Annotated in this window: 18 protein-coding genes; 13 read left to right on the top strand and 5 right to left on the bottom strand. The window is 69.2% G+C overall.

The window, feature by feature from the left end; genetic code table 11:
• Positions 1–101: 101 nt before the first annotated feature.
• From Q0V34_RS08335 to Q0V34_RS08320, 4 genes are all read left to right on the top strand, one after another.
• Positions 102–3,485 (top strand): TonB-dependent receptor, encoded by a 3,384-nt coding sequence (locus tag Q0V34_RS08335; protein ID WP_297510497.1) that lies wholly within the window; start codon positions 102–104, stop codon positions 3,483–3,485.
• A gap of 179 nt (positions 3,486–3,664) precedes the next feature.
• Positions 3,665–4,666, top strand: coding sequence for an agmatine deiminase family protein (locus tag Q0V34_RS08330; RefSeq protein ID WP_297510494.1), 1,002 nt, complete (start codon positions 3,665–3,667; stop codon positions 4,664–4,666).
• A 1-nt stretch (position 4,667) separates the two neighbouring features.
• Positions 4,668–5,546 carry an N-carbamoylputrescine amidase gene (gene aguB / locus Q0V34_RS08325; RefSeq protein WP_297510491.1) on the top strand — a complete coding sequence of 293 codons (879 nt, stop codon included), beginning with the start codon at positions 4,668–4,670 and terminating at the stop codon, positions 5,544–5,546.
• Positions 5,543–6,097: a GNAT family N-acetyltransferase gene (locus Q0V34_RS08320; protein WP_297510488.1), complete on the top strand. Its 555-nt coding sequence runs from the start codon at positions 5,543–5,545 to the stop codon at positions 6,095–6,097. The genes aguB and Q0V34_RS08320 overlap by 4 nt, the downstream gene beginning before the upstream one ends.
• Here Q0V34_RS08320 and Q0V34_RS08315 read toward each other — a convergent pair.
• Entirely contained in the window at positions 6,094–6,906 is an 813-nt protein-coding gene (locus Q0V34_RS08315; protein WP_297510485.1) for a phosphatase PAP2 family protein, read from the bottom strand. The two genes, Q0V34_RS08320 and Q0V34_RS08315, sit on opposite strands and share 4 nt — an antisense overlap.
• A 318-nt stretch (positions 6,907–7,224) precedes the next feature.
• Between Q0V34_RS08315 and Q0V34_RS08310 the strand changes: the two genes are divergently transcribed.
• On the top strand, positions 7,225–8,013 hold the full coding sequence (locus Q0V34_RS08310) for a SapC family protein (RefSeq protein WP_297510482.1): 789 nt from the start codon (positions 7,225–7,227) through the stop codon (positions 8,011–8,013).
• A 175-nt stretch (positions 8,014–8,188) separates the two neighbouring features.
• Here Q0V34_RS08310 and Q0V34_RS08305 read toward each other — a convergent pair whose 3' ends face one another.
• Complete coding sequence (locus Q0V34_RS08305) at positions 8,189–8,581, bottom strand: acyl dehydratase (RefSeq protein ID WP_297510479.1); 393 nt, start codon at positions 8,579–8,581, stop codon at positions 8,189–8,191.
• 131 nt (positions 8,582–8,712) lie between these two features.
• On the opposite strand from Q0V34_RS08305, the gene Q0V34_RS08300 reads away from it, so the two are divergent.
• Complete coding sequence (locus Q0V34_RS08300; RefSeq protein ID WP_297510477.1) at positions 8,713–10,869, top strand: thioredoxin family protein; 2,157 nt, start codon at positions 8,713–8,715, stop codon at positions 10,867–10,869.
• Between the two features lie 74 nt (positions 10,870–10,943).
• On the opposite strand, the gene Q0V34_RS08295 is transcribed toward Q0V34_RS08300, so the two are convergent.
• Both Q0V34_RS08295 and Q0V34_RS08290 read right to left on the bottom strand, forming a co-directional pair.
• A complete protein-coding gene (locus tag Q0V34_RS08295) occupies positions 10,944–11,672 on the bottom strand; it encodes a DUF1353 domain-containing protein (protein WP_297510475.1) in 729 nt (242 codons plus the stop codon).
• A gap of 100 nt (positions 11,673–11,772) precedes the next feature.
• Entirely contained in the window at positions 11,773–12,264 is a 492-nt protein-coding gene (locus tag Q0V34_RS08290; protein ID WP_297510473.1) for a hypothetical protein, read from the bottom strand.
• 106 nt (positions 12,265–12,370) lie between these two features.
• Here Q0V34_RS08290 and pgi point away from each other — a divergent pair, with 106 nt between their 5' ends.
• A complete protein-coding gene (gene pgi, locus Q0V34_RS08285) occupies positions 12,371–13,990 on the top strand; it encodes a glucose-6-phosphate isomerase (protein WP_297510471.1) in 1,620 nt (539 codons plus the stop codon).
• 49 nt (positions 13,991–14,039) lie between these two features.
• Positions 14,040–14,807, top strand: a complete 768-nt coding sequence (locus Q0V34_RS08280; RefSeq protein WP_297510669.1) for an alpha/beta hydrolase — start codon at positions 14,040–14,042, stop codon at positions 14,805–14,807.
• Here the strand turns inward: Q0V34_RS08280 and Q0V34_RS08275 are convergent.
• Positions 14,779–16,887 carry a TonB-dependent siderophore receptor gene (locus Q0V34_RS08275; RefSeq protein ID WP_297510468.1) on the bottom strand — a complete coding sequence of 703 codons (2,109 nt, stop codon included), beginning with the start codon at positions 16,885–16,887 and terminating at the stop codon, positions 14,779–14,781. The two genes, Q0V34_RS08280 and Q0V34_RS08275, sit on opposite strands and share 29 nt — an antisense overlap.
• 518 nt (positions 16,888–17,405) lie before the next feature.
• On the opposite strand from Q0V34_RS08275, the gene kdpA reads away from it, so the two are divergent.
• The 5 genes from kdpA to Q0V34_RS08250 are packed head-to-tail and all read left to right on the top strand — an operon-like array spanning position 17,406 to position 25,188.
• Positions 17,406–19,118 (top strand): potassium-transporting ATPase subunit KdpA, encoded by a 1,713-nt coding sequence (kdpA, locus tag Q0V34_RS08270; RefSeq protein ID WP_297510465.1) that lies wholly within the window; start codon positions 17,406–17,408, stop codon positions 19,116–19,118.
• A gap of 11 nt (positions 19,119–19,129) precedes the next feature.
• Positions 19,130–21,190: a potassium-transporting ATPase subunit KdpB gene (kdpB, locus tag Q0V34_RS08265; RefSeq protein WP_297510462.1), complete on the top strand. Its 2,061-nt coding sequence runs from the start codon at positions 19,130–19,132 to the stop codon at positions 21,188–21,190.
• Positions 21,191–21,216: 26 nt separating this feature from the next.
• Positions 21,217–21,795, top strand: coding sequence for a potassium-transporting ATPase subunit KdpC (gene kdpC / locus Q0V34_RS08260; protein ID WP_297510458.1), 579 nt, complete (start codon positions 21,217–21,219; stop codon positions 21,793–21,795).
• Positions 21,795–24,491 carry a sensor histidine kinase KdpD gene (locus Q0V34_RS08255; protein ID WP_297510455.1) on the top strand — a complete coding sequence of 899 codons (2,697 nt, stop codon included), beginning with the start codon at positions 21,795–21,797 and terminating at the stop codon, positions 24,489–24,491. The genes kdpC and Q0V34_RS08255 overlap by 1 nt, the downstream gene beginning before the upstream one ends.
• A gap of 7 nt (positions 24,492–24,498) precedes the next feature.
• Positions 24,499–25,188: a winged helix-turn-helix domain-containing protein gene (locus Q0V34_RS08250; protein ID WP_297510452.1), complete on the top strand. Its 690-nt coding sequence runs from the start codon at positions 24,499–24,501 to the stop codon at positions 25,186–25,188.
• Positions 25,189–25,514 lie beyond the last annotated feature (326 nt).

Genomic DNA, 25,514 nt, shown 5'->3' with positions numbered 1-25,514 from the left:
AAAACCGAGTTTAAGACGCCCCCCAGAATGGGCAGACGGTCTCATTTTCTGTACGCGGCCGATGCTACCATCGCTAAAAATGAGGGGATAAAATGATCTCGATGAGGAAGCTCGCGGGCGGCGCTGCGCTCGCCGTGCTCGCGATGGCGTCGGCGAACGCCGTCTACGCTCAAGAAACCACCGGCGGCATCGGCGGCCGGGTGACGGGCCCCGACGGCGCCCCGCTCGGCAACGTCACCGTCGTCGTGACCAACGTCCCGTCGAACACCAAGGTCACCACCGTGACCAGCGCCGACGGCTACTACGCCGCCCGCAGCCTGCGCGTCGGCGGTCCGTACACGGTCGTGGTGTCGGACCCGGCGTTCCAGGGCAAGTCGATCACCGTCGACAACATCGAAGCCGGCGCGCCCGTCTCGCTGGACATCGCCCTGGCCGCGGCCGACAACGCCGTCGCCCAGGTCGTCGTGACGGCGGCCGCCAGCGGCGCCCGCACGATCGAGACCGGCCCGCGCTCGAGCTTCAGCGCCCGGGACGTCGAAAGCCTGCCGTCGTTCAGCCGTGACCTGAAGGACCTGGCCCGCCTGAACCCGTTCGTTCAGATCGACCCGACCAACAGCAACGCCCTGATCGTGGCCGGTACGAACAACCGCTACAACACGATCTATATCGACGGCGTCCAGCAGTCGGACAACTTCGGCCTGAACGGCAACGGCTATCCGTCGCAGCGTTCGCCGATCTCGCTGGAACTGGTCCGCTCGTTCAACTTCGAAGTCGCGCCCTATGACGTGCAGTACGGCGCCTTCCAGGGCGGCGTGATGAACATCGTCACCAAGTCGGGCGGCAACAGCTTCCACGGCTCGGTCTACGCCGACTACGACAGCTCGCGGATGGCCGGCCGTCACTTCAGCAGCATCTACAACGACCCGACCACCGGCAAGCCGCGCGACTTCACGGTCGCCCGCTTCGAGGACAAGACCTACGGCGTCACCCTGAACGGCCCGATCATCAAGGATCGCCTGTTCTTCTCGGCCGGTTACGAAAAGGGCGAGTACTCGCAAGCCAGCGACGCCTACGGTCCGGGCGACAGCAACGCGGCCAACCGCGTCCCCGGCGTCACCGTCGCTCAGGTCCAGCAGATCCAGAGCACCCTGAAGTCGGTCTACAACTACGACACGCTGGGCTATGGCGCGACCCTGCCGCCGCAGACCGACAAGAAGTACTTCCTGAAGCTCGACGGCAACATCACCGACAAGCACCGCGCGGTGTTCGAGTACGCTCGCGAAGAGAACAACTCGACCTTCAACGGCGGCACCAACAACGCGACCAACCTGTCGCTGCTGTCGGAATACTACAACAAGCCGGAAGTGAACGAGGTCTATATCGGCCAGCTGTTCTCGCAGTGGACCGACCAGTTCTCGACCACCCTGGAATATTCGCGCAAGGAAGTTTCGTCGATCCGTCAGCCGCTGGGCGGCACGGCGTTCGCCAACTTCCAGGTCCGCATCGGCAGCACCAACGTCCTGCTGGGTCCGGATATCTCGTCGCAAGCCAACGTCCTCGACAACGTCAACAAGACGTTCAAGATCAAGGGCGTCTACAAGGTCGGCGACCACGTGTTCTCGGCCGGCTTCCAGCGCGAACAACTGGATGTGTTCAACCAGTTCGTCCAGCGCGCCAACGGTTCGTACCTGTTCGACGCCACCTGCGGCGCGCGCGATGCGCTGATCAACCTCGCCAACCGCACCGCCTGCTCGCTGACCTATAACAACGCCGCCGACAACAACGCGGTGAACGGCGCGGCCAAGTGGAACGCGATCACCAACACCATCTACGCCCAAGACGAATACACGGTGATGCCGGGCCTGACGGTCCGCGTCGGCGTCCGCGCCGACTTCTTCGACTCGGACACCAAGCCGAACACGAACGCCCGCTTCGTCAACCAGTACGGCATCCCGAACAACGCGACCTTCAAGGGCGCGTATTCGATCATGCCGCGCTTCGGCTTCAACTGGCGTCCGGATGACCGCACCGTCCTGACCGGCGGCTTCGGCCTGTTCTCGGGCGGCAGCCCGAACGTCTGGCTGTCGAACAGCTACAGCAACACCGGCAACCTGCTGGGTTCGGTGAGCTGCACCCCGACGCAGCTGCCGTCGCCGACGGCCGCGGCGCCGACCGCCTGCTCCAGCGCGCTGCTGAACGTGGACGGCTTCAAGGTCGCCGACGCCGCCAAGCAAGCCAACACGAACTCGGCCAACCTCGGCACCGGCATCGCCAACGCCGTGGATCCGACCTTCCGCATCCCGGCGGTCTGGAAGTACTCGCTGAGCGCGGCCCGTTACGTGAACCTGCCGTTCCTGGGCGACGACTACCGCTTCCACGGCGACGTGCTGTACCAGAAGGTCAAGTACGGCATCACCTGGCGCGATCTGTACGCCGACGCCAACAAGGGCGCTCCGGCTCCGGACGGTCGTCCGACCTATCTCTCGAGCCGCACCCAGAACACCAACGCGGCCTTCTACGACCTGCTGCTGACCAACGTGAACAAGGGCGGCGGCACCACCTACGCCGTCGGCGTCGGCAAGGACTGGAAGGACGGCTGGGCTCAAGGCCTGAACTTCGACGTGACCTATACCCGCGTCAACGTGAAGGAAACGAGCCCGGGCACCAGCTCGGTCGCGCTGTCGAACTACAGCCAGTGGGCGATCGCCGATCGTGACAATCCGGAAGTCGCCACCTCGAACTATCAGATCAAGTATTCGACGAAGCTGACCGTCGGCTATCGCCGCGCCTTCTTCGGCGATTACGAAACCTCGGCGCGCTTCTTCATCCAGCGCCGCGCGGGTCTGCCGTTCTCGTACACCTTCGACGCCTTCGCCGGCACCAACGCCGGTCAGGCCGAGCAGGCGTTCGGCGAGACGGGCGACGTCGCCTTCCGCGACACCCAGCTGTTCTACGTGCCGAAGGCCGACTCGTCGGGCAACATCACGATGACCAGCGACCCGATCGTCCGCTTCAACAACGCCGCCGACGCCGCCAAGCTCGACGCGTTCGTGAAGCAGACCGGCCTGGCCAAGTACGCCGGCCAGATCTCGCCGCGCAACGCTTTCAAGTCGCGCGACCTGACGACGATGGACGTGCGTCTGCAGCAAGAACTGCCCGCCTTCTTCCCGGGCGGCTCGAAGCTGAAGGCGACCCTGGACATCATCAACCTGGGCAACCTGATCAACAAGAAGTGGGGCGTCCTGGAGCAGTACGCGTTCCCGTACCGCGTCAACGTGGTCCAGGCGACGAACTGCCAGCCGGCCGCCCTGGCCAACCCGAGCCTGAGCGCCGCCCAGCGCACGGCGGCCTCGACCGCCTGCTCGGCCGGTCCGGGCAACTACTACCAGTACAACTCGATCTCCTCGACGACGACCCCGACGGTCAACGCGTCGAACCAGAGCTCGACCTGGTACATCAAGTTCGGCCTGAAGTACGAATTCTAAGACTTCGGTCCGTGACCTGACGGAGAAGGCGGTCCCCTCGGGGGCCGCCTTTTTCTTTGTCACGCGCATTTGCTAAGGAGGCGCCAGACCCCGCCTTGACCGCGCCCCCTTGACCTAGACCCCGCGGGGGGCCATCTGCGCCCCCTTTCGTTTTTCCTCGACGTCTCCTGGGATCCCGAATGACCGTCATCGTCCCCGCCGAGTGGGCTCCGCACCGCGCCATGTGGGTGGGTTTCCCCAGCCACGCAGAGCTCTGGCAAGAGGATCTGGAACAGGCCCAGCAAGAGGTCGCCGACCTCGCCCGCGCCCTGGCCGGCCCCGGCGGCGAGCGCGTGCGGCTGATGGTGGTCGGCGACGAGGCCGAGGCCGCGGCGCGCGCCCTGCTGTCGGACGCCGAGATCGAGATCGTCCGCGGCCAGTTCGGCGACATCTGGCTGCGCGACACCGGGCCGATCTTCGTCGACGACGCCGGCAAGGCCGTGGCCGCCGGCTTCCAGTTCAACGGCTGGGGCGGCAAGTACAGCCTGGAAGGCGACGACATCGTCGCCGAGCAGATCGCCGCCGCCTCGGGCGCGCCCCTGGCCCGCAACGCCTTCATCCTGGAGGGCGGCGCGCTGGATCACGACGGCAACGGCACGATCCTGACGACGCGCCAGTGCCTGCTGAACGCCAACCGCAACGCCGGCTGGGACGAGGCCTCGGCGACGACGGCCCTGGCGGCCGCCCTGGGCGCCAAGAAGGTGCTGTGGCTGGGCGATGGCCTGCTGAACGACCACACCGACGGTCACGTCGACAATCTGGCCCGCTTCGTGGCCCCCGGCGTCGTGGCCTGCCCGATGGCCTTCGGGACCGACGACCCCAACGCCGAGGTCTATGCCGAGACCGCGCGCCTGCTGGCCGGCATGACCGACAGCCGGGGTTCGCCGCTGCAGGTGGTCCGCATCCCCTCGCCGGGCCGGATCCTCGACGAGGACGGCGAGCCGATCCCCGCCTCGCACATGAACTTCCTGATCGCCAACGGCGCGGTCATCGTGCCGATCTACGCCGAGGAGTCGGGCGCCATCGCCGTCGAGGTGATCAAGGGCCTGTTCCCCGAGCGCCAGGTGATCGGCCTGCCCTCGACCGCCATCCTGACCGGCGGCGGTTCGTTCCACTGCATCAGCCAGCAGGAGCCCGCGTAACATGGCCCGCACGCTCAGCGTCGCCGCGATCCAGACCGCCTACGGGATGGACCTGGCGGAGAACCTCAAGAAGACCGAGCACTTCATCCGCGCGGCGGCCGGCAACGGAGCCCAGGTGATCCTGCCGTCCGAGCTGTTCCAGGGGCCCTATTTCTGCGTGGCGCAGGAAGAGCGCTGGTTCGCCGAGGCGCACCCGTGGCGCGAGCACCCGGTGGTCAAGGCCATCGCGCCGCTGGCCGGCGAGCTGGGCGTGGTGATCCCGATCTCGATCTTCGAGCGCGAGGGACCGCACTATTTCAACAGCCTGGTCATGGCCGACGCCGACGGGTCGCTGATGGGCGTCTATCGCAAGAGCCACATCCCCGACGGGCCGGGCTATATGGAAAAGTATTATTTCCGCCCCGGCGACACCGGCTTCAAGGTCTGGGACACGCGCTTTGGCCGCCTGGGCGTGGGCATCTGCTGGGACCAGTGGTACCCCGAGGCCGCCCGCGCCATGGCCCTGATGGGCGCCGAGGCCTTGTTCTATCCGACGGCCATCGGCAGCGAGCCGCATGACCCCAGCCTCGACACCGCCCTGCCGTGGCGGCGGGCCATGCAGGGCCACGCGGTCAGCAACGTGATCCCGGTGATCGGCGCCAACCGCATCGGCTTCGAACCCTGGGACGGCTATCCGAACGGCGGCCAGACCTTCTACGGCTCGTCGTTCGTGGCCGACCATCGCGGCGACCTAGTCAGCGAGCTGGGCCGGGCGGACGAGGGGATCGTCGCGGCGACCTTCGACCTCGACTTCCTGACGACGCACCGCGCCGCCTGGGGCTTCTTCCGCGATCGCCGGCCGGAGTTCTATTCGGCCCTGTCGAGCGGCCGTCCCGCGTGATCGAGACCGACCGTCTGGTGCTGCGCCCGGCGGTCGAGCGCGATCACCCGGCCGTGGCGGCGATGAACGCCGATCCCCAGGTCGGCTACTGGTTGGGCGGCGCGCGCGACGCCGCCGCCAGCGCGCTCTTTCTGGAGCGCTGCGCCGAGCATATCGCGCGCCACGGCTTCGGCTTCTGGGTCGTCGAGCGCAAGGCCGACCGCCAGGTGATCGGCATGACGGGCCTGTGGCATGCGCCAGACAATCTTCCCGAGGCCGGCAAGGTCGAGGTGGGCTGGCGTTTCGCGGCCGAAGCCTGGGGCCAGGGCTACGCCACCGAGGCGGGCCGCGCGGCTCTGGCCCATGGCTTCAAGGTCCTGAATCTGGCCGAAATCCTCGCCTGGACGGCCCGGCCGAACCTCAAGTCGCAGGCGGTGATGCGCCGGATCGGCATGGTCCCGGCCCCCGACCGCGACTTCGACCATCCGAGCCTGGCGGCGGATGATCCGCTGCGGCCGCACGTGGTGTTCGTGGCGCGGCCCCAAGATGAGGGCTACTTTCGCGGCCGCTAGGCGCCGCAGCCCGCTGGCGGGCCCTTGGTCTTCGAAGCCGCCACTTCCTCGCGCGCCTTGGCCAGATCGCTCATGAACGCCGGCTCGTCGTGCAGCCGCGTCACCAGGGCCGAGCCCAGATAGCGGCCGGCCTCGACGTCGCTCTGATAGTGGACGCCGCAGATGACGCGGCTGTCGCCGAACGCCTTGCCGCGCGCCAGGATCGGGCTCGTCTTTTCCGGAACCAGCTCGGCGATCACCGAGGCCCAGGCCCAGCCGATCAGGCCGTGGCCGGAGGGATAGGAGCCGTCGGTCTCGATCCAGGCCTCGCGCGGCACGCAGATCGGGGCGCTGTTGCCGACCGGCGGGCGCGGCCGTTTGAAGCTGGCCTTGGCGGGCTGGTAGATCCGGGCCGCGTCGTCGGTCATGCGCAGCAGCAGGCGGGCCAGGGTCGGGGTCGCCTCGGCGCTCAGCGTGACGCCCGCCGCGCACGAGAAGCTCTTCAGCCCGTTCTTGCCCGAAAGGTCGGCGTCGGCGATCGCCTGGCTCCAGGCGGCGGTGTTGACCAGCTTGCGGGTCTCCACGAACTGGGCGCGCTCGGCCTTGCCGCGCGGCGAGTCCGGGGCCGGCGGCGGACCGAGGATGGCGACGGCGTCGATCCCGCCGTTTCCCTCCAGATATCCCGGCGGCGGCTTCACCCAGCCCGCCGACGGCGCGGTCATCGCGACCTTGGCCGGGGCGCGCTCGGCGAAGGGTCTCGGAAGCGCCGAACAGCCGGCCAGGGACAGGATCAGGGCCGAGGCGACGGCGACTGGCGCGAAACGGGTCATGGGATGCGTCCCTTCAGCTGACGGGCTCACAGACCGGGCCACGGCCGCCGCGTCAAGACAAAGCGGGTCGAGGGCGAGATATATCGTTTCATGACGCCGCGACATGGCGCGCCGGGTCGTCCGTCGCTTCTGATCCGTTCCCGGACAAGCCAGACGACGCGCTCGCGCTCTCCTCGGCGGTGAATCCGCGCCGCCGGGTTCGGCTATGACAGCGGCCTAGATTGCCGGTCCGCGCTGGATCGGCTAGAAGGCCGGGCCTTCGCGGTCGTCTTCGAAGCGTTCGAGCGTCCGTTTCCCAATTCTGTCGTAGAGCTCTTCATGACAACGACCCAGTCCGACGGCCAGATCACCGGCAACGTTCTTTTCTATATCTCGCCCGAGCCGCTGAACCGCGAGCAGCACGCGAAGCTGGCCCTCGTCCACAAGGACAAGCCGTACGCCTTCGCCGCCGCCGGCACCGCCGTGCCGCTGACGGTCTCGGAATTCGGCCCGGCCGCCCTGACCTTCCCGGTGATCTTCGCCGGCGAGGACAAGGTGCCGCTGGCCGTGATGGGCCTGAACCAGCAGGAAAACCTGTTCATCGGCGCCGACGGCTCGATCGAGCCGAACGTCTATATCCCGGCCTATATCCGCCGCTATCCGTTCGTGCTGGCCAATGACGACACCGAGAACCGTCTGATCGTCTGCATCGACCGCGGTTCGGACCTGCTCAGCGAAAAGGGCGAAACCCCGCTGTTCGACGCCAAGGGCGAGCCGACCGAGTACACCCAGAACTGCATCAAGTTCTGCGACGACTTCGAGGGCGAGCGTCAGCGCACGGACTCGTTCGTCCAGCTGCTGAAGGACCTGGACCTGTTCGAGCTGAAGAAGGCCACCTTCCAGCCGCAGGACGAGACCGGCGCCCCCGCCGGCGAGCTGGTCACCGTCGCCGAATATTTCGGCGTCTCGGAAGACAAGCTGAACGCCCTGCCGGCCGACAAGCTGAAGGAGCTGCAGCAGAACGGCGCCCTGGGCCAGATCTACGCCCACCTGGTGTCGCTGCTGGGCTGGGATCGCCTGATCAACAAGACCATGATGAAGCAGGCCGAGGCCGCCAACCTGAACTAGGGTTCGGTTCGTAAGAAGATTTCGAGGCGGTGAGGCGACAGCTTCACCGCCTTTTCTTTGGGGGGCGTTGGAGGCGCCAAGAACCTCGCCCTTCGACAAGCTCAGGGTGAGGTTTTTAAGGCAAGGCCAAAGTAGCCCTCACCCTGAGCCCGTCGAAGGGCGAGGGCGGACCTCGCTAACGCGCGAAGATGCTCCGGGTCAGGCACGAGAAGACCAGGCGCCCGGCCTCGTCGAGCAGGTCGTGCTGGGCGATGACGATGCCTTTGCCTTCGCCGACCGGGTCCTTGCCCATGACGGTCATGCGACCGCGCAGCAGTTCGCCGACGGGCGGGTTGCGCATCCAGCGCAGGGCGTCGACGCCCAGGCGCTTGGTCTGCGGCCAGGCGGCGCTGGCCTCGGTGTCGAGGCGGGTCCACAGGGCGAAGACCATGCCGTCCGGCGCGCCGTTCTCGACCGGCCAACCCGGGGTGAAGGCGGCGATATAGGCCTCCAGCGCCTTCGCATCGACGGCGCGGGAGCCGAGATTGACGACTTGTCCGATGGCGATGTCGTCGAAGGCGGCGGGCATGGAGGTCTCCGGATGATTCCGAGACCGACTGTCGACCGCGTCCCCCACATTGTCGAGGGCGCCCCCTTGTGGAAAAGGCGGGGGAGGGGCCATGTGTGGCCGCCGCCGTCCTCCTTGTCGAGCTTTTCCCGATGGTCCTGAAGAAACTCGTCCTGGCCCTCCAAGCGCTGCTGGCGGCGACCCTCCTGGCCGGCGGCGCCCTGGCGGGACCGGTGGTCCAGTCCGGGCACATCGAGTCGGAGCTGGTGGCGCAGGACACCGGCGTCGCGCCCGGCGGCATGGTCTATGTGGCCCTGCGCCAGAAGATCATCCCCGAGTGGCACACCTATTGGCGCAATCCCGGCGACGCGGGCCAGGCGACCAAGATCACCTGGACCCTGCCCGCCGGCTGGAGCGCCGGCGACATCGTCTGGCCGACGCCGACGACCGCCAAGCTCGGGCCGCTGCTGGACTACGCCTATGAGGGCGAGGTGCTGCTGCCCGTGCCGATCACCGCCCCCGCGGACGCGCAGATCGGGACCACCCTCAGCCTGACCGCCGACGTCTTCTATCTGGTCTGCAAGGACATCTGCGTGCCGGAGGAGGCCAAGGTCTCGCTGCTGCTGCCGGTCGTCGCGACGCCGACGGCCGATCCGAAATGGGGGGCGGTGGTCGGCGAAGCCCTGGCCAAGGCCCCCAAGCCGGCGGGCCTGAAGGCGGTGTTCAAGCTGGACGGCCAGACCCTCAAGCTCGCCGTCACCGGCGGCCCGCTGAAGGGCGCGGACCTGGCCGGCGCCTATTTCTTTCCCTATTCGCCCAAGGCGATCGAGCACGCCGCCGCACAAGGCGTCGACCGTGGCCCCGAGGGCCTGACCCTGGCGCTGAAGCCGGGCTACGACTTCGTCGGCGGCGGCGCGGCCCCGAGCGAACTGGCCGGCGTGCTGGCGACCAAGGCCGGGGCCTGGGAGGTCAGCGCCACGCCGGGCGAGCCGCCCGCCGCCGCCGGCGGTCTGGCGCCGCCGGTCGAGACCAAGCCGGCGGGGGGCGGGGCGGGGTCGGGCGGCCTCGTCGGCGCCCTGCTGTTCGCCTTTGTCGGCGGCCTGATCCTGAACCTGATGCCGTGCGTCTTCCCGGTGCTGTCGATGAAGGCCGCCAGCCTGGCCGGCCACGCCCACCATGCGGCCAAGGCGCGGGCGCAGGGTCTCGTCTTCCTGCTGGGCGTGGTGGCGACGTTCCTCGCCCTGGCCGGCGTTCTGCTGGCCGTCCGGGCCGGCGGCGCGGCGGTGGGCTGGGGCTTCCAGCTGCAGTCGCCGGTCGTGGTGGCGGGGCTGGCCTTGCTGATGCTGCTGGTGGCGCTGAACATGTCCGGCGTCTTCGAGATCGGGACCTCGGTGCAGAACGTCGGGGCCGAGGCCTCCTCCAAGGACGGCGCGGCCGGCGCCTTCTTCACCGGAGCCCTGGCCGTGGTGGTGGCCGCCCCCTGCACCGCGCCGTTCATGGCCGGGGCCCTGGGCTACGCCCTGACCCAACCGCCCCTCGTCGCCCTGGCGGTGTTCCTGGCCCTGGCCCTGGGCTTCGCCGCGCCGTTCGTGGCCGTGGCCTTCATTCCGGGGCTCCTGAAGCTTCTGCCGCGTCCCGGCGCCTGGATGGACGTGCTGAAGAAGGGGCTGGCCTTCCCGATGTACGGCGCGGCCCTGTGGCTGGCCTGGGTGTTCGCCCAGCAGGCGGGGCCGCTGGCCCTGGGCTATCTGCTGGCGGCCGGCGTGCTGGCGGCCTTCGCGGCGTGGCTGCACGGCCTGGCTCAGGCGCGGCGCGCCGAGGGCAAGCCCGCGATGGTCTCGACCGTGGTGGCGCTGCTGGCCCTGGCCGGCGCCCTCGCCATCGCCGGCTTCGGCGCCTTGGACGCCAAGGCGCCGACGACCGCGCCCAGCGCCGCCGGACCCACGCAGGCCGGTCCCGGCCTCGCCGCCGAGGCCTGGTCGCCCGAGAAGGTCAAGGCGCTGCGAGCGGAAGGGCGACCGGTCCTGGTCGACTTCACCGCCGCCTGGTGCGTCACCTGCCAGGTCAACGAGAAGGTCGCGCTGTCCGGCTCGAAGGTGGTCGAGGCGTTCAAGGCGCGTAACGCGGTCTATCTGAAGGCCGACTGGACCAATCGCGACCCGGTGATCGCCAAGGCCCTGGCCGAGTTCGGCCGCGTGGGCGTGCCGCTCTATGTGGTCTATCCCAAGAACGGCGGCCCGCCGGTGATCCTGCCGCAGCTGCTGACCGAAGGCCTGGTGATCGAGGCGATCGAGAAGGCGGGGACGTAGGTCGTTTTCGAACGAACGGCCCGAAAGTCGTCCTCACCCCGAGCTTGTCGACGGGCGAGGGCGGCGCATGGGCTTTACTTCTTCTTGTCGCCGAACGGGACCAGGTCCTTGACCTTGTCGAGCGGGGTCTTGGTCACGACCACCGGCGGCGGGATCACCGGCGTCAGGGTCTTGATCGGATAGGCGCGCCAGCCGGACGCGATCAGCGCGCCGAAGCCCTGGCATTTGGGCAAGTAGCGGACCATGCCGGTGCGCGGCTTGGGGAACGGCGGGGGCTGGGCGATGTCCTGGCGCCGGGGGTCGACGAACCGCCAGTCGCTGGGCAGGCCGTAGCCCCTCTCGCCGCCCAGCCGCACGGCCTGGTAGGCGATATTGGCCTGGAACGGCGAGACCCCGTACTTGATCATCGCGCGCAGGAAGATCTGGTCGGCCTCTTCGCGCTTGCCCGGCTCGCCGATCGTGTAGAGCCAGTCGTGGACGATAGCGGCGCGGGCGGTCGGACCCTGGGGATCGACGATCGCCTGGCCATACCACGGCACGCTGGCGAAGTCGGTGACGTACCAGCGGGGCACCACGATCACCTTCCCCGTCTCGACGTCGCAATAGGGGAACTCGGCGTCCAGCGTGAACAGCTTGCGGCCGTCCTTGGTCTGGTTGAACAGCATGATCGGCTGCGGCGTCAGCGAACTGGGCGGCGTCGGGGCCACGACCGGCACGAAGACGGTGGTGTTCGTCTCGGTCGCGCAGGCGGCGAGGACCAGGCTGGCGCCCGCGAGGGCGGCGAGGGGTTTCAGGCGGGACATCGGAGCTGGCGAGGAGGGAGGACCGGCGATCTTCTGAGCGCCCGGGCGGCCGATATCAAGCGACCATGGCGAAGTTTCGGCCAAGCTTGGGCTTCGAGCCTCAGGCCGCCGGCTGCGGCGGGGCGGTGATGACCTCGACATTGTCGTTCAGCAGATAGACCATGTCGCGCAGGGCCAGATCCTGGGTTTTGATCGTCGCCGCCGCGCGGACGGCCGTCAGCTTCTCGGGCAGGTCCTGGCTGATGCCGCGCAGGATGCACTTGAGATCGTCGACCGCGCCGCGTTCCTTCAGCGTGACGTGGCCCTTCATGTCGAGGGCCGAGAGATCCGCGATCCTGGTCTCGAAGCCGTCGAAGCCCTTCAGGGGCAGGGCCGCGCCGGCCGGGTCGGCCTTGGCCAGGGCTTGGCGATAGGCTTCGGTCTGGGCCTTCAGCTGACGGGCGCGACGGACGATGTCCTGGAACAGCGGCTCGCCGGCGACGGACTTGGGCACGAGGGGCTGGCTCACGGCCGGAGCCGGCGTCGCGGCCTGGCCGGGGTTGAACGAGGCCATCCAGAGCATGGCGGAAAAGGCGACGGCGTCGCAGGACATGACGGGTTCCCGCAAAAAACGTCATTGGTCTGCCATGACGCGGCGGCGGGCGTTTGATAAGCCCGCTACGGTAAACGCCGATTTACCAAACTTCAGAGGACCGCTCATGGCCGATCTCGACGCCGCCTGGACCCGCCTGGAAGCCGCCGCCAAGGCCGCCGGCGGAAAGCGCATCGTCGAGTTCTTCGAGGCCGAGCCGGGGCGCCTCGACGCCCTGACCCTGGAGGTCGCCGGGCTGCACCTGGATCTCTCCAAGCAGGCCTGGGACGAGGCCGGTCTCGAGGCGGCGCTGGATCTCGCCCACGCGGCCGATGTCGAGGGCGCCCGGGCGCGGATGTTCGGCGGCGAGGCGATCAACACGTCCGAGGGGCGCGCGGTGCTGCACACCGCCCTGCGGGCGCCCGCCGGCGCCGACATCAAGGCCCTGGGCCAGCCGGTCATGGCCGAGGTCGAGAGTGTCCGGACCCGGATGAAGGCCTTCGCCGAGGCCGTCCGCTCCGGCGCGATCAAGGGCGCGACCGGCAAGCCGTTCAAGGCCATCCTGCACATCGGCATCGGCGGTTCGGACCTGGGGCCGCGCCTCCTGTGGGACGCCCTGCGGCCGGTGAAGCCGACGATCGACCTGCGCTTCGTGGCCAATGTCGACGGGGCCGAGTTCGCCCTGACCACGGCCGATATGGACCCGGAAGAGACCCTGGTCATGGTGGTCTCCAAGACCTTCACGACGCAGGAGACCATGGCCAACGCCGGGGCCGCGCGCGCCTGGCTGGCGGCGGCGCTGGGCGAGGCCGGCGCCAACCAGCACCTGGCGGCCATCTCGACCGCCTTGGACAAGACCTCGGCCTTCGGCGTGCCGGACGATCGGGTGTTCGGCTTCTGGGACTGGGTCGGCGGCCGCTATTCGCTGTGGTCGTCGGTCAGCCTGTCGGTGGCGGTGGCGGCGGGCTGGGACGCCTTCCAGGGCTTCCTCGACGGCGGCGCGGCCATGGACGCGCACTTCCAAAACGCCCCGCTGGAGAAGAACGCGCCGGTGCTGCTGGCCCTGGCCCAGATCTTCAACCGCAACGGCCTGGACCGCCGGGCGCGGTCGGTCGTTCCGTATGCGCACCGCCTCCGCCGCCTGGCGGCCTTCCTCCAGCAGCTGGAGATGGAGAGCAACGGCAAGTCGGTCCGACCCGATGGCCAGCCCGCCGCGCGCGGCACGGCCACGGTGGTGTTCGGCGACGAGGGCACCAATGTCCAGCACGCCTATTTCCAGTGCATGCATCAGGGGACGGACATCACGCCGATGGAGCTGATCGGCGTCGCCCGGTCCGAAGAGGGCCCGGCCGGCATGCACGAGAAGCTGCTGTCGAACCTGCTGGCCCAGGCCGAGGCGTTCATGGTGGGGCGGACCACCGAGGACGTCGTCGCCGAGCTGAAGGCCAAGGGCGTTCCGGACGCCGAGATCGCCACCCTGGCCCCGCAACGGACCTTCGCGGGCAATCGTCCGTCCACCCTGGTGCTTCTGGACCGGCTGACGCCGGAGACGTTCGGCGCCCTGATCGCCCTCTATGAGCACAAGACCTTCGTCGAGGGCGTGATCTGGGGAATCAACAGCTTCGACCAGTGGGGCGTCGAGCTGGGCAAGGTGATGGCGAACCGCATCCTGCCGGAGCTGACCGACGGCGCGGCGGGCGAGCACGATCCGTCCACGGCGGCGCTGGTCCAGCGCCTGAAGCGATAGGGCCGGGCAGGTGCGCGCGCCACTGATCGCCACGTTCTGCGCCGCCGCGATGCTGATCGCCCTCCCAGCCCGGGCCGGCGAGGCGACGGTCGCGGGCCGCAAGGTCGCCTATCGCGAATGGGGGGCGGGGGACCGGGTCCTGGTGATGCTGAGCGGTCTGGGCGACGGCGCGGCGACCTTCGACGCGGTGGGGCCGAAACTGGCCAAGGGCTGGCGGGTCATCGCCTACGACCGCGCCGGCTACGGCGGCAGCGCCGACGATCCGGCCGTCCACGACGCGGCGCGGGCGGAAGCGGAGTTGAAGGGGCTGCTGGCGGCGCTCGGCGTCAAGCGGCCGGTGCTGCTGGGCCATTCGCTGGGCGGCGTGTTCGCGGCCTATTACGCGGCCCGCAACCCCGGCGAGGTCGAGGCGCTGGTGCTGGAGGAGACCCGTCCGACCGGCTTCACCGAGGCTTGCGCGGCGCGGCTCAAGTTCGGCTGCACCTTCCCGCCGCTGCTGAAGTACGTGTTCCCGGCCGGCGGGCGTCGCGAGGCCGAGGCCATCGCCCAGTCCGAACGCGAGGAGGCCGAGACGGCCGGCGGCGCGACGCCGACCCTGATCCTCACGCGGCGGAACAGCGGCCAGGGCGGCTTCGACGGCCTATGGCTGGCCCAGCAGGCCAAGCTGCTCGAACGCTGGCCGGCGGCGCGGCTGGAAGCCGCTCCCCGGGGAGGCCACTACGTCCATCGCGACGCCCAGGACTGGTTCGTCGGCCAGGTGACCGGCTTCTTGGGCGGCCTGCCCGCGCCTAGAACGTCTTCCGCACCCGCAGGCTGACGAAGGTGCGCGGGTCGATCGTCCGATCCTCGACATAGGCCACGGCCCGCTCCGGCGCGCGGTTGGAGAACACCGTCCGGCGAATCGTATAGTCGTTCCAGATGTTCAGCTGGGCGCGGATGGCCAGGGTCGCGGTCGGCTTGTACTCGACGAACGTCTCGTAATAGCCCGTGCCGCGCCAGACATTGGTCTGGTCGACGTCATAGGTGCCTTGGCCCAGATAGGGCAGCCAGTTGATCCCCCACTGGGTCTTGTACTTCACCAGATCCTGCTGGAAGCCGATATTGGCCTGGGTCGGACGCACGCGCGAGATCCGCCGGTCCTTGCCCGTGGTCGGGTCGGTGACGTGGGTCTGGTTCCAGTCGTTCTTGAAGGTGAACCGACCGCCCTTGATCCCAAGCTTGTCCGTGGGGACGACGATATTGACCGACAGCCGGTCCAGCGTGCCGTCGCCGATATTGCCGGTGGCCGACAGGTTGCCCGGCAAGGGCAGGCGGTCGATCACGCCGATGATCTCGTCGTGGCGATAGCCGACCGAGACGATGCCTTCGCCCCAGAAGCGGCGCTCGTAGCTGATCTCGTTGATCCAGCGCTGCTCGGGCTTCAGGTCGACATTGCCGCCATAGACGTTGCCGTCGCCGAGGTCCGAAGAGGCGGCGAAGTCGTTGAAGTCCAGCTGGCCCAGCTCGCGCTCGAAGCGGTAGCGGAACTGGCTGCCCGCCGCCGGCGTCCAGGTCGCCAGGAACCGGGGCTTGGGATAGAAGAAGCTCTTCTCGTTCGAGGCGTCGCCCGACTGCTTGATCGTCGACTTCTCGACCCGCAGGCCGCCTTCCAGGGTCAGTTTCGGATTGACCCGCCAGGTGGCCTTGGTGAAGGCCTCGCCGCGCAGCTCCTCCACCTTGACCGACGCCGAGGGCAGGGGCACGCCGACGCCGCCTACGCTGTAGGCCTGTTTGACGTCCAGCATGTTGTAGGCGACCTCGCCGCCGGCCTCGACGGTCAGCGCCTTGGAATAGTCGTGGCGCACCAGGGCGCGCAGGATCGACTCGCTGTCGTCGCCATTGGCCGCGAACCGTTGTTGGGGGCTCTGGACGCCGCTCAGGGTCTCGTCGCCGGTCGAGGCGTTCCTGAAGGTCTCGAAGGTGTGGATGGCGCGGCTCTCGAGGAACCAGCGCGGGGCCAGCGGCCGGGTGTAGGTCAGGCCGACCTCGCCCGAATGGCTCTTCTCCGCGTAGTCGCTGCGCCGCAGGGCGCTAGACGATTGCAGCACCTGCCACTGTCGCCAGTCGTGGTCGCCATAGCGGGCGGTGGCCTCCAGCTTGCCGCCGGCCACGGGCCCCGAATAGTTGCCGCGGATCGAGTGGCCGCCGCCCCAGGCGTCGTTCTCGAACCGCTCGTCGCGGATCAGCTGGCCGGTCCCGTCGTGGCGCACGTTGCGACCGGCGCCGTTGCTGTCGCTGGTCGAATTGCCATCGCTGAGAAAGATCCCCCAGCTGTGATCGCCGTTGGTCGAGGTGAACTGATAGCTGCCGCCATAGACGTCGTGGCCGCCGGCGAAGAACATCGGGTTCCAGGTCAGGATCTGCTGGCGGCTGACGCCCTTCTTCAGGATCACGTTCACGACGACCGCGTAGCCCTGCATGTCGATCCCCGGCGCGCCGCCGCGAATCAGCTCGATGCGCTCGACCCGGTCGGCGGGGGTGCGGCCCAGCACGTTCGAGCCGCTGTCGTTCTTCGAGGCCGGGCGGTCGCCGTTGATCAGCACATTGCCGACCGCGCCCTCGAAGCCGCGCGAGCCCGAACCGTCATTGATCGAAAAGCCCGGCACCCGGTTGACCATGTCCAGGGCCGTGTTCGGCCGCTGGGCGGCGAAGAAGGCCGGCTCGAACACCAGCACGCCGCGCTGGCTGGCGTCGTCCAGCGGCGCCTTGTCGGTCGGGCCGGTCGGAACCGGCGCCTGGGCGGCTTCCTGGGTCGCCGGCTTCTCGGCCGTCTCGCCGGCCCTGGCGGCGCCCGCCAAACCGGCGTCGACGAGCATCAGCGCGGCCGCCGTGGCCAGCAGCATGGTCTTGGTCATCAAACTTTCCCCTCACTAGGGGGAAGGTCTGGCCGCCCACACCGTTCATCTCAAGTTACAAGGACGACACGTACGTTACTTATCCGTTATATTACAAGTTTTTCATGCGGGTTATTCACAGGCTCAACGGGGATAATCTGTTGAGTGATCGAGATTCACTTAGCTGTAGATCAGCTTCGTTTCTGCGCCTCGGTGTTTGTCCAGCGCATGGAACAGTGGACCGCCCGGGCGCGCGCCCGCGATCTTTACGCCGCCCTTATGCCCGCCCGTCGTTTCGGCATGGAGCCCTTACGCGGCTTCATGGTCCCTGGCCTCCGACATTCAAGGAGGCCGTGATGGCTGATCTTCTCTACGGAGCGCTGGCCTTGGGCCTGTTCGCTCTGTTCGGCGCGTTCGTCGCCGCGCTGAGGCGCGTGTGACGATGCTCGTGAACATCCTGTGGGGCGCCGGCGCGGTCGTGATCGCTGGCTACATGGTCGCGGCGATGCTGCGGCCCGACAAGTTCTGACGGACCCTTCTCCATGACTTGGCAAGGATGGGCGGAGATCGCCCTGACCCTGAGCCTGGCGGTCGCGATCGGCTGGCCGCTGGGCGTTTTCCTTTCGCGCGTCTGGAACGGCGAAAAAACCTTCCTCGATCCCGTGATGCGACCCATCGAGGGCCTGTTCTACAAGGCCTGCGGCGTCGATCCGACCAAGAGCCAGAGCTGGCACGCCTATGCGATGGCCCTGCTGGCGTTCAATCTCGTCGGCTTCGTCTTCGTCTACGCGGTGCTGCGCCTGCAAGGCGTCCTGCCGCTGAACCCGCAGGGCTTCGCCGGCCTGTCGGGGCACCTGTCGTTCAACACGGCGATCAGCTTCATCACCAACACCAACTGGCAGAGCTACGCGGGCGAGAGCACGATGTCGACGCTCAGCCAGATGCTGGTGCTGACGGTGCAGAACTTCCTGTCGGCCGCCACCGGCGCGACGGTCGCGGCCGCCCTGGCCCGGGCGTTCGTCGCCCACCGCGGCGAGGGCGTCGGCAACTTCTGGGCCGATCTGATCCGCACCACGCTCTACGTGCTGCTGCCGCTGTCCCTGGTGTTCGCGATCGTGCTCGTCGCCCTGGGCCTGCCCCAGACCCTGGCCGCCAGCGTCACCGCCCACACCCTGGAGGGCGCGGACCAGAAGATCTCGCTGTACGCGGTGGCCTCGCAGGAGGCGATCAAGATGCTGGGCATCAATGGCGGCGGAATCTTCAACGCCAACTCGGCCCACCCGTTCGAGAACCCGACGCCGCTGACCAACCTGCTCACGGCCGTGTCGATGAACACCCTGGGCTGGGCCGCCTTCTTCGCCTTCGGCCGCATGGTGCTGGCCAAGAAGGACGCGCGGGCGATGGTCATCGCCGCCTTCGTGCTGCTGTTCGCCGGCGCGGCGGGCGTCTACGCCACCGAGACCCAGGCGCCTCCCGCCCAGGTCGCCGCCAAGGTCGACGCCAGCGTCAACATGGAGGGCAAGGAGGTCCGCTTCGGCGCGCCGGCCACGGCCGCCTGGGTCGCGATGACCACGGGCGCCTCGAACGGCTCGGTCAACGGCATGCACTCCAGCCTGATGCCCCTGGGCGGCGGCATCGCCATGTTCCTGATGCAGCTGGGCGAGATCCTGCCGGGCGGCATCGGTTCGGGCGTCGCGATCATGGTCGTCATGGCCCTGCTGTCGGTGTTCGTCGCCGGCCTGATGGTCGGGCGCACGCCGGAATATCTCGGCAAGAAGATCGAGGCCCGCGAGATCCAGTTCTCGATCCTCGCCGTCGTGATCATCCCGCTGTCGATGCTGGGCTTCTCCGGCGTCGCCGCCGTCCTGCCGGAGGCGCTGAAGGGGCTGATGCACAGCGGCCCGCACGGCCTGTCGGAGATCCTCTATGCCTATGTCTCGGGCACGGCCAATAACGGCTCGGCCTTCGCGGGGCTGACGGCCAACGCCCCCTGGTGGGACGTGACGCTGGGGATCGCCATGGCGCTGGGCCGCTTCCTGCCGATCGTCGCCGTCCTGGCCATCGCCGGCAGCCTGGCCGCCAAGCCCAAGCTGGCCCCCAGCGCCGGCACGCTGCCGACCGACGGCGGTCTCTTCGTTGGCCTGCTGATCGGGGTGATCCTGATCCTGGGCGGCCTGCAATTCTTCCCCGCGATGGCGCTGGGACCGATCGTCGAGCACTTCCAAGCGCTCGGCGCGGTCGCGGCCCTCCGCTGAGTGGTGATCCCATGACTTCGATCGATATCCATGCCGACGAGGGGCGACGCCCCCTGGCCGGCGGCCTCTCCGGCGCCGTCCTGCTCCGCGCGGCCAAGGACGCCTTCCTCAAGCTCGATCCGCGCAAGTTGACGGGCAATCCGGTGATCTTCGCCACCTGGATCGTGGCCCTGCTGTCGACCGTCTCGGCGGGCGCGGCGGTGGCGGCGCATCAGGCGCCCGGCTTCGCCCTGCAGATCGCGGTCTGGCTGTGGGCCACCGTGCTGTTCGCCAACCTCGCCGAGAGCGTCGCCGAGGGGCGGGGCAAGGCCGCCGCCGACAGCCTGCGCGCCACCCGCGTCACCACCAAGGCCAAGCTGATCATCGACCCCAACACCGGGACCTGGATCCCCACCCCGGCCCATAAGCTCGGGGTCGGCGAAATCATCCTGGTCGAGGCCGGCGACGTGATCGCCACCGACGGCGAGATCGTCGAGGGCATGGCCAGCGTCAACGAGGCGGCGATCACCGGCGAGAGCGCGCCGGTGATCCGCGAGAGCGGCGGCGACCGCTCGGCGGTGACCGGCGGCACGACCGTGGTCTCCGACTGGATCAAGGTGCGGGTCACCGCCGAGGCGGGCTCGACCTTCCTGGATCGGATGATCGCCATGGTCGAGGGCGCCGACCGCCGCAAGACGCCGAACGAGATCGCCCTGGCCGTGCTGCTGGCGGGTCTGACCCTGATCTTCCTGATCGCGGTGGTGACCCTGCTGGGCCTGGGCAAGTTCTCGGGCGTGGCCCTGGATCCGCTGGTGCTGGGCGCGCTATTCATCACCCTGATCCCGACCACGATCGGCGGCCTGCTCAGCGCCGTCGGCATCGCCGGGATGGACCGTCTCCTGAAGGTCAATGTTCTGGCGACCTCGGGCCGCGCGGTCGAGGCGGCCGGCGACGTCGACACCTTGCTGCTGGACAAGACCGGCACCATCACCTTCGGCAACCGCATGGCCACCGAGGTGATCCCGGCGCCCGGCGTGCGTCCCGACGCGGCGATGAAGGCGGCCCTGATGGCCTCCCTGGCCGACGAGACGCCGGAAGGCCGTTCGATCGTCGAGCTGGCGCGCAACGCCGGCCTGACCGTCGAGCCGCCCGAAGGCGCGACGTCGATCCCCTTCTCCGCCCAGACCCGCCAGTCGGGCCTGGATCACGGCGGCCGCCGCTGGCGCAAGGGCGCGGTCGACGCGGTCTACCGCTCGCTGTCGCTGGAGCCCAAGAGCGTCCCGGCCGAGCTGACCGCCGCCGTCGATCGCATCGCCCGCTCCGGCGGCACGCCGCTGGCGGTCAGCGAGGACGGCGTCCTGGTCGGCGTCATCCACCTGAAGGACGTCGTCAAGCCGGGCGTGAAGGAGCGCTTCGCCGACCTGCGCCGCATGGGCCTGCGCACCGTGATGATCACCGGCGACAACCCGGTGACCGCCGCCGCCATCGCCTCGGAAGCCGGCGTCGACGACTTCCTGGCCGAGGCCACGCCCGAGGACAAGCTGCGGCTGATCCGCGAGGAACAGGGCAAGGGGCGCCTCGTGGCCATGTGCGGCGACGGCGCCAACGACGCCCCCGCCCTGGCCCAGGCCGACGTCGGCGTCGCCATGCAGACCGGCGCCCAGGCCGCGCGCGAGGCCGGCAACATGGTCGATCTCGACAGCGACCCGACCAAGGTCATCGAGATCGTCGAGGTCGGCAAGCAGATGCTGATCACCCGCGGCGCCCTGACCACCTTCTCGATCGCCAACGACGTGGCCAAGTATTTCGCCATCATTCCGGCGATGTTCGTGGTCTCGCTGCCGGCCCTCTCGGCGCTGAACGTGATGAAGCTGCACAGCCCGCAGAGCGCCATCCTGTCGGCGGTGATCTTCAACGCCCTGGTGATCGTCGCCCTGATCCCTCTGGCCCTGAAGGGCGTGAAGTACCGCGCCGTCGGCGCCGGCAAGCTGCTGTCGCGCAACCTGACCCTCTACGGGCTGGGCGGTCTGGTCGCGCCGTTCATCGGCATCAAGCTGATCGACCTCGTGGTCTCGGCCCTGGGCTTGGCGTAAACACGAACCTTCGGAGACCTATGCTCATGTTGTCTCATCTTCGCCCGGCCGTCGTTTCCATGGGCCTGTTCACCGTGCTTCTGGGCCTGGCCTATCCGCTGGCCGTCACGGGCGTCGCACAGGCGGCGTTTCCGGCCCAGGCCAACGGCAGCCTCGTCCGTGACGCCGGCGGCAAGGTCGTGGGCTCCGCCCTGATCGGCCAGGCCTTCGCCAAGCCGCAATACTTCCACGGCCGTCCCTCCGCCGCCGGGAACGGCTATGACGCCACCGCCTCCAGCGGCTCCAACATGGGACCGCTCTACGACAAGCTGATCGCCCGCGAGCAGAGCGACGCCAAGGCCCTGCGCGCGGAGAATCCCGGCGCGCTGATCCCCGCCGACGCGGTCACCTCTTCGGGTTCGGGGCTCGACCCGGAAATCTCGCCCGCCAACGCCCGCTTCCAGGCGCCGCGCGTGGCGCGTGAGCGGCATGCGCCGCTTGGCCGGATCACGGCCCTGATCGACGCCCAGGTCCAGCGGCCGCTGCTGGGCTTCATCGGCCAGCCCCGCGTCAATGTCCTGTCGCTCAACCGGGCGCTCGACGCGCAATTCCCGAAAGGCGGATAGTGCCGACGGACGACCGCGCCTCGCAAAACGAACCTGGGCGTCCCGACCCCGAGGCGCTCCTGGCCGCCGCCAACAAGGCGCGCCGGGGGCGCCTCAAGGTGTTTCTGGGCATGGCCCCCGGCGTGGGCAAGACCTACGAGATGCTGCGCGCCGCCCGCCGCCGCAAGGCCGAGGGCGCCGACGTCCTGATCGGCGTCGTCGAGACCCACGGCCGGCGCGAGACCGAAAGCCTGCTGCGCGGCATGGAGGTCCTGCCGCGCAGGCCGATCGAGCATCGCGGCCGCGTGCAGATGGAGTTCGATCTGGACGCGGCCCTGGCGCGCAAGCCCAAGATCCTGCTGGTCGACGAATACGCCCATTCGAACGCCATCGGCTCGCGCCACCCCAAGCGCTGGCAGGACGTCGAGGAGCTGCTGGCCGCCGGGGTGGACGTCTGGACCACCTTGAACGTCCAGCACCTGGAGAGCCTCGTCGACGTCGTTCAGCGCATCACCGGCGTGCGCCAGCGCGAGACCGTGCCCGACAGCGCCCTCTCGCGCGCCGACGCCATCGAGCTCGTCGACATCACGCCCGAGGAGCTGCGCGAGCGGATGGCGGCGGGCAAGGTCTATGTGCCGGAGACGGCGCGGCTGGCCGCCGACAACTTCTTCAAGGTCGAGAACCTCACCGCCCTGCGCGAGCTGGCCCTGCGCCGCGCGGCCCAGACGGTGGACGACCAGCTGGTCGCCACCATGCGCGAGAAGGGTGTCGAAGGGCCTTGGGCGGCGGGCGAGCGGATCCTGGTGCTGGTCAGCGGCGACGCCATGGCCGCGACCCTGGTGCGCGCCGGCCGGCGGCTCTCCGACATGATGATGGACGCGCCCTGGACCGTGGCCCATGTCGAGCGGATCGACCGTCCGGCCGCTCGCGACGGCGACGCCGCCCGCCAGCGCGAGGCCTTCCGCCTGGCCGAGCAGCTGGGCGGCGTGACCCTGACCCTGACGGGCGGCGACATCGTCGCCACGGTCATGGCCTATGCGCGGCGGCACAACGTCACCCAGATCGTCATCGGCAAGTCCGTGGAGAGCCGCTGGCGCGAGGCGCTCGGCCGCTCCCTGGCGGCGGCGCTGCTGCGCGCGGCGCGCGGGGTGGCGGTGCACGTCGTCACCGAAGCCGCGCCACGCCACGAGCCTCCTCCGCCGCCGACGCCGCGAAGGGATCGTTGGCGAGGCTATGCGGTGGGGGCCCTGTTCGTCGCGGCGGCGACCCTGGTCGCCTGGGGTCTTGACGTGGCCTTCGACCGAGTCGACCTGGGGATGATCTTCCTGGCCGCGGTTCTGGCGGCCGGGGTTCTCCAGGGCCTTCGCCCCGCCCTGGCGGCCGCGACCGTGGCCTTTCTCATCTACAACTATCTGTTCCTCGAGCCGCGCTACAGCCTGGTCATCGGCTCGCCGACCGACCTCATCACCCTGTTCGTGTTCTGGGCCGTGGCCCTGGCCTCCGGGGGCCTCGCGGGGCGGGTGCGCGACCAGGCCCTCGGCTCGCAGCGTCGCGCCGCCGCCGTGACGACCCTGCTGGCCGCTAGCCGCACCCTGTCGGCCGCCAGCGGACGCGAGGCCGTGGCCAGGGCCCTGGCCGAGCAGGTCTCCGCCGCCGCCGGGGGGCGGGCCCTGGTGCTGCTGCCCGAGGGCGGCGAAATCGTCCCGGCGTTCGGCTCTCCCGACCTCCAGCCGCTGGACGCCGCCCAGATGGCCGCCGCCCGCTGGGCCTGGGAGAAGGGCGAGCCGGCGGGCTTCGGCACCGGCACCCTGCCGCAGGCGCGCTGGACCTTCTGGCCGATGGACGGCGTGCGCGCGCGGACCGGCGTCGCGGGCGTGGCGGCCGGAACCGCGCCGCCCGGCTCGGATCACGAGCGGCTGGTCCTGGCCTTGCTGGAGCAGGGGGCCGTGGCCCTGGAGCGCTCGCAGCTCGCGGCCGAGGCGTTGGAGACCGAGACGCTGCGCCGCACCGATCGCTTCCGCTCGGCCCTGATGAACTCGGTCAGCCACGACCTGCGCACGCCGCTGTCGACGGTGCTGGGCGCCTCGACCACGCTGATCGAGTACGGGGACAAGCTTGGCAAGTCCGTGCGCGAGGACCTCGTCATCAGCATTCGCGAGGAGGCCGAACGCCTCAACCGGTATGTCGCCAACCTGCTGGACATGACCCGCATCGAGGGCGGGGCGCTGCGCCTGCGCACCGACTGGATCGACGTCCGCGACGTGCTCAACGCCGCCGCCGAGCGGGTCTCGCGCCGCCTGGGCGGACGGCCGCTGTCGCGCGACTTTCCCCGCGACCTTTCCCTGGTCGAGACCGACGCCAATCTGCTGGAGCAGGTGGTGGTCAATGTCCTGGAGAACGCCATCGCCTACAGCCCGCCCGACGCCCGCATCGAGCTGGCCGCCTACGAGGACCGCTCGAACGTCGTGATCAGCATCGAGGACGAGGGACGCGGGATTCCCGCGACGGAACTGGAGCGCGTGTTCGACAAGTTCCGCCGCATGGAAGAAACCAGCGACCGCGGCCAGGGCGCGGGGTTGGGCCTGTCGATCGCCAAGGGCTTCATCGACGCCCTGGGCGGACGGATCGCCGCCGCCAGTCCGATCCACGACGGGAGGGGAACCCGGATCCTGATCAGCCTGCCCAAGGGCGTCGCGACGCCGCATCATCTGCTATGACGGGCGCATGAGCGCGCTTCGCCACCGCATCCTCGTCATCGACGACGAGCCGCAGATCCATCGCTTTCTCGGGCCCGCCCTGGACGCCGCCGGCTACGAGCCCCTGCGCGCCGACAGCGGCCAGGAAGGGCTGAGGGGCATCGCGCTGTGGTCCCCCGACGCGGTCGTGCTGGACCTGGGCCTGCCCGACATGGACGGCAAGGACGTGCTGGACAAGGCGCGCGCCTTCTACGAAGGGCCGATCCTGATCCTTTCGGCGCGCGACCGGGAAGTCGAGAAGATCGAGGCGCTGGATCGCGGCGCCAACGACTATGTCGAAAAGCCGTTCGGGGTCGGCGAACTGCTGGCGCGCCTGCGCGTGGCGCTCCGACAGTCCTCGACGCCCCGTCGTCCCGCCGGCCCGCTGTCGTTCGGCGCGGTGGTGATCGATCTCGACCGGCGGCTGGTGACCCGGGACGGCGGGCCCGTGAAGCTGTCGCCCAAGGAATTCGAGCTCCTGGCGCGACTGGCCCTGTCGCCGGGCAAGGTGCTGAGCCACAAGGAGTTGCTGGTCGGCGTCTGGGGCGCCGCGCACGCCGAGGACACCCAGTACCTGCGAGTCTTCGTGGGCCAACTGCGGCAAAAGCTGGAGGAGGATCCCGGCAAGCCGACCCTGATCCTGACCGAGCCGGGCGTGGGCTATCGGCTGGCGGGCTAGGACCCGGAAAGCCGGCGCGCGGCGCCCCCGAAACGCGTCGCGGCGATCCTTGGCGAAACCGAGCCAATCCACCCCGCGCGCGGTGTCGGCGGATCAACGAGGCGCGGCGGCGGCCGCGGCGCGATGCCGAGAGGGCGGTCTCCGACCTATCCCGTGGCTGACGATCCCGCGCGGGTCGCCCCGTGGTCTTGAGCGCCGCGCCGGCGCCGTGATCGACCGTCCACCGCGATGGTGACTCCGGGTCACCAGCCTTGCGTCTTTGTCACCTAGTTGTCGAAGCTATGAAGGTTGTTCACCCGGAGGCGGGCTTGAACGAAGCTGGGGTT

This window comes from uncultured Caulobacter sp., assembly GCF_947036865.1.
GTDB lineage: Bacteria > Pseudomonadota > Alphaproteobacteria > Caulobacterales > Caulobacteraceae > Caulobacter.
Note: the sequence above shows the minus strand (reverse complement) of the source record. Positions and strands in the feature narration are given on the sequence as shown.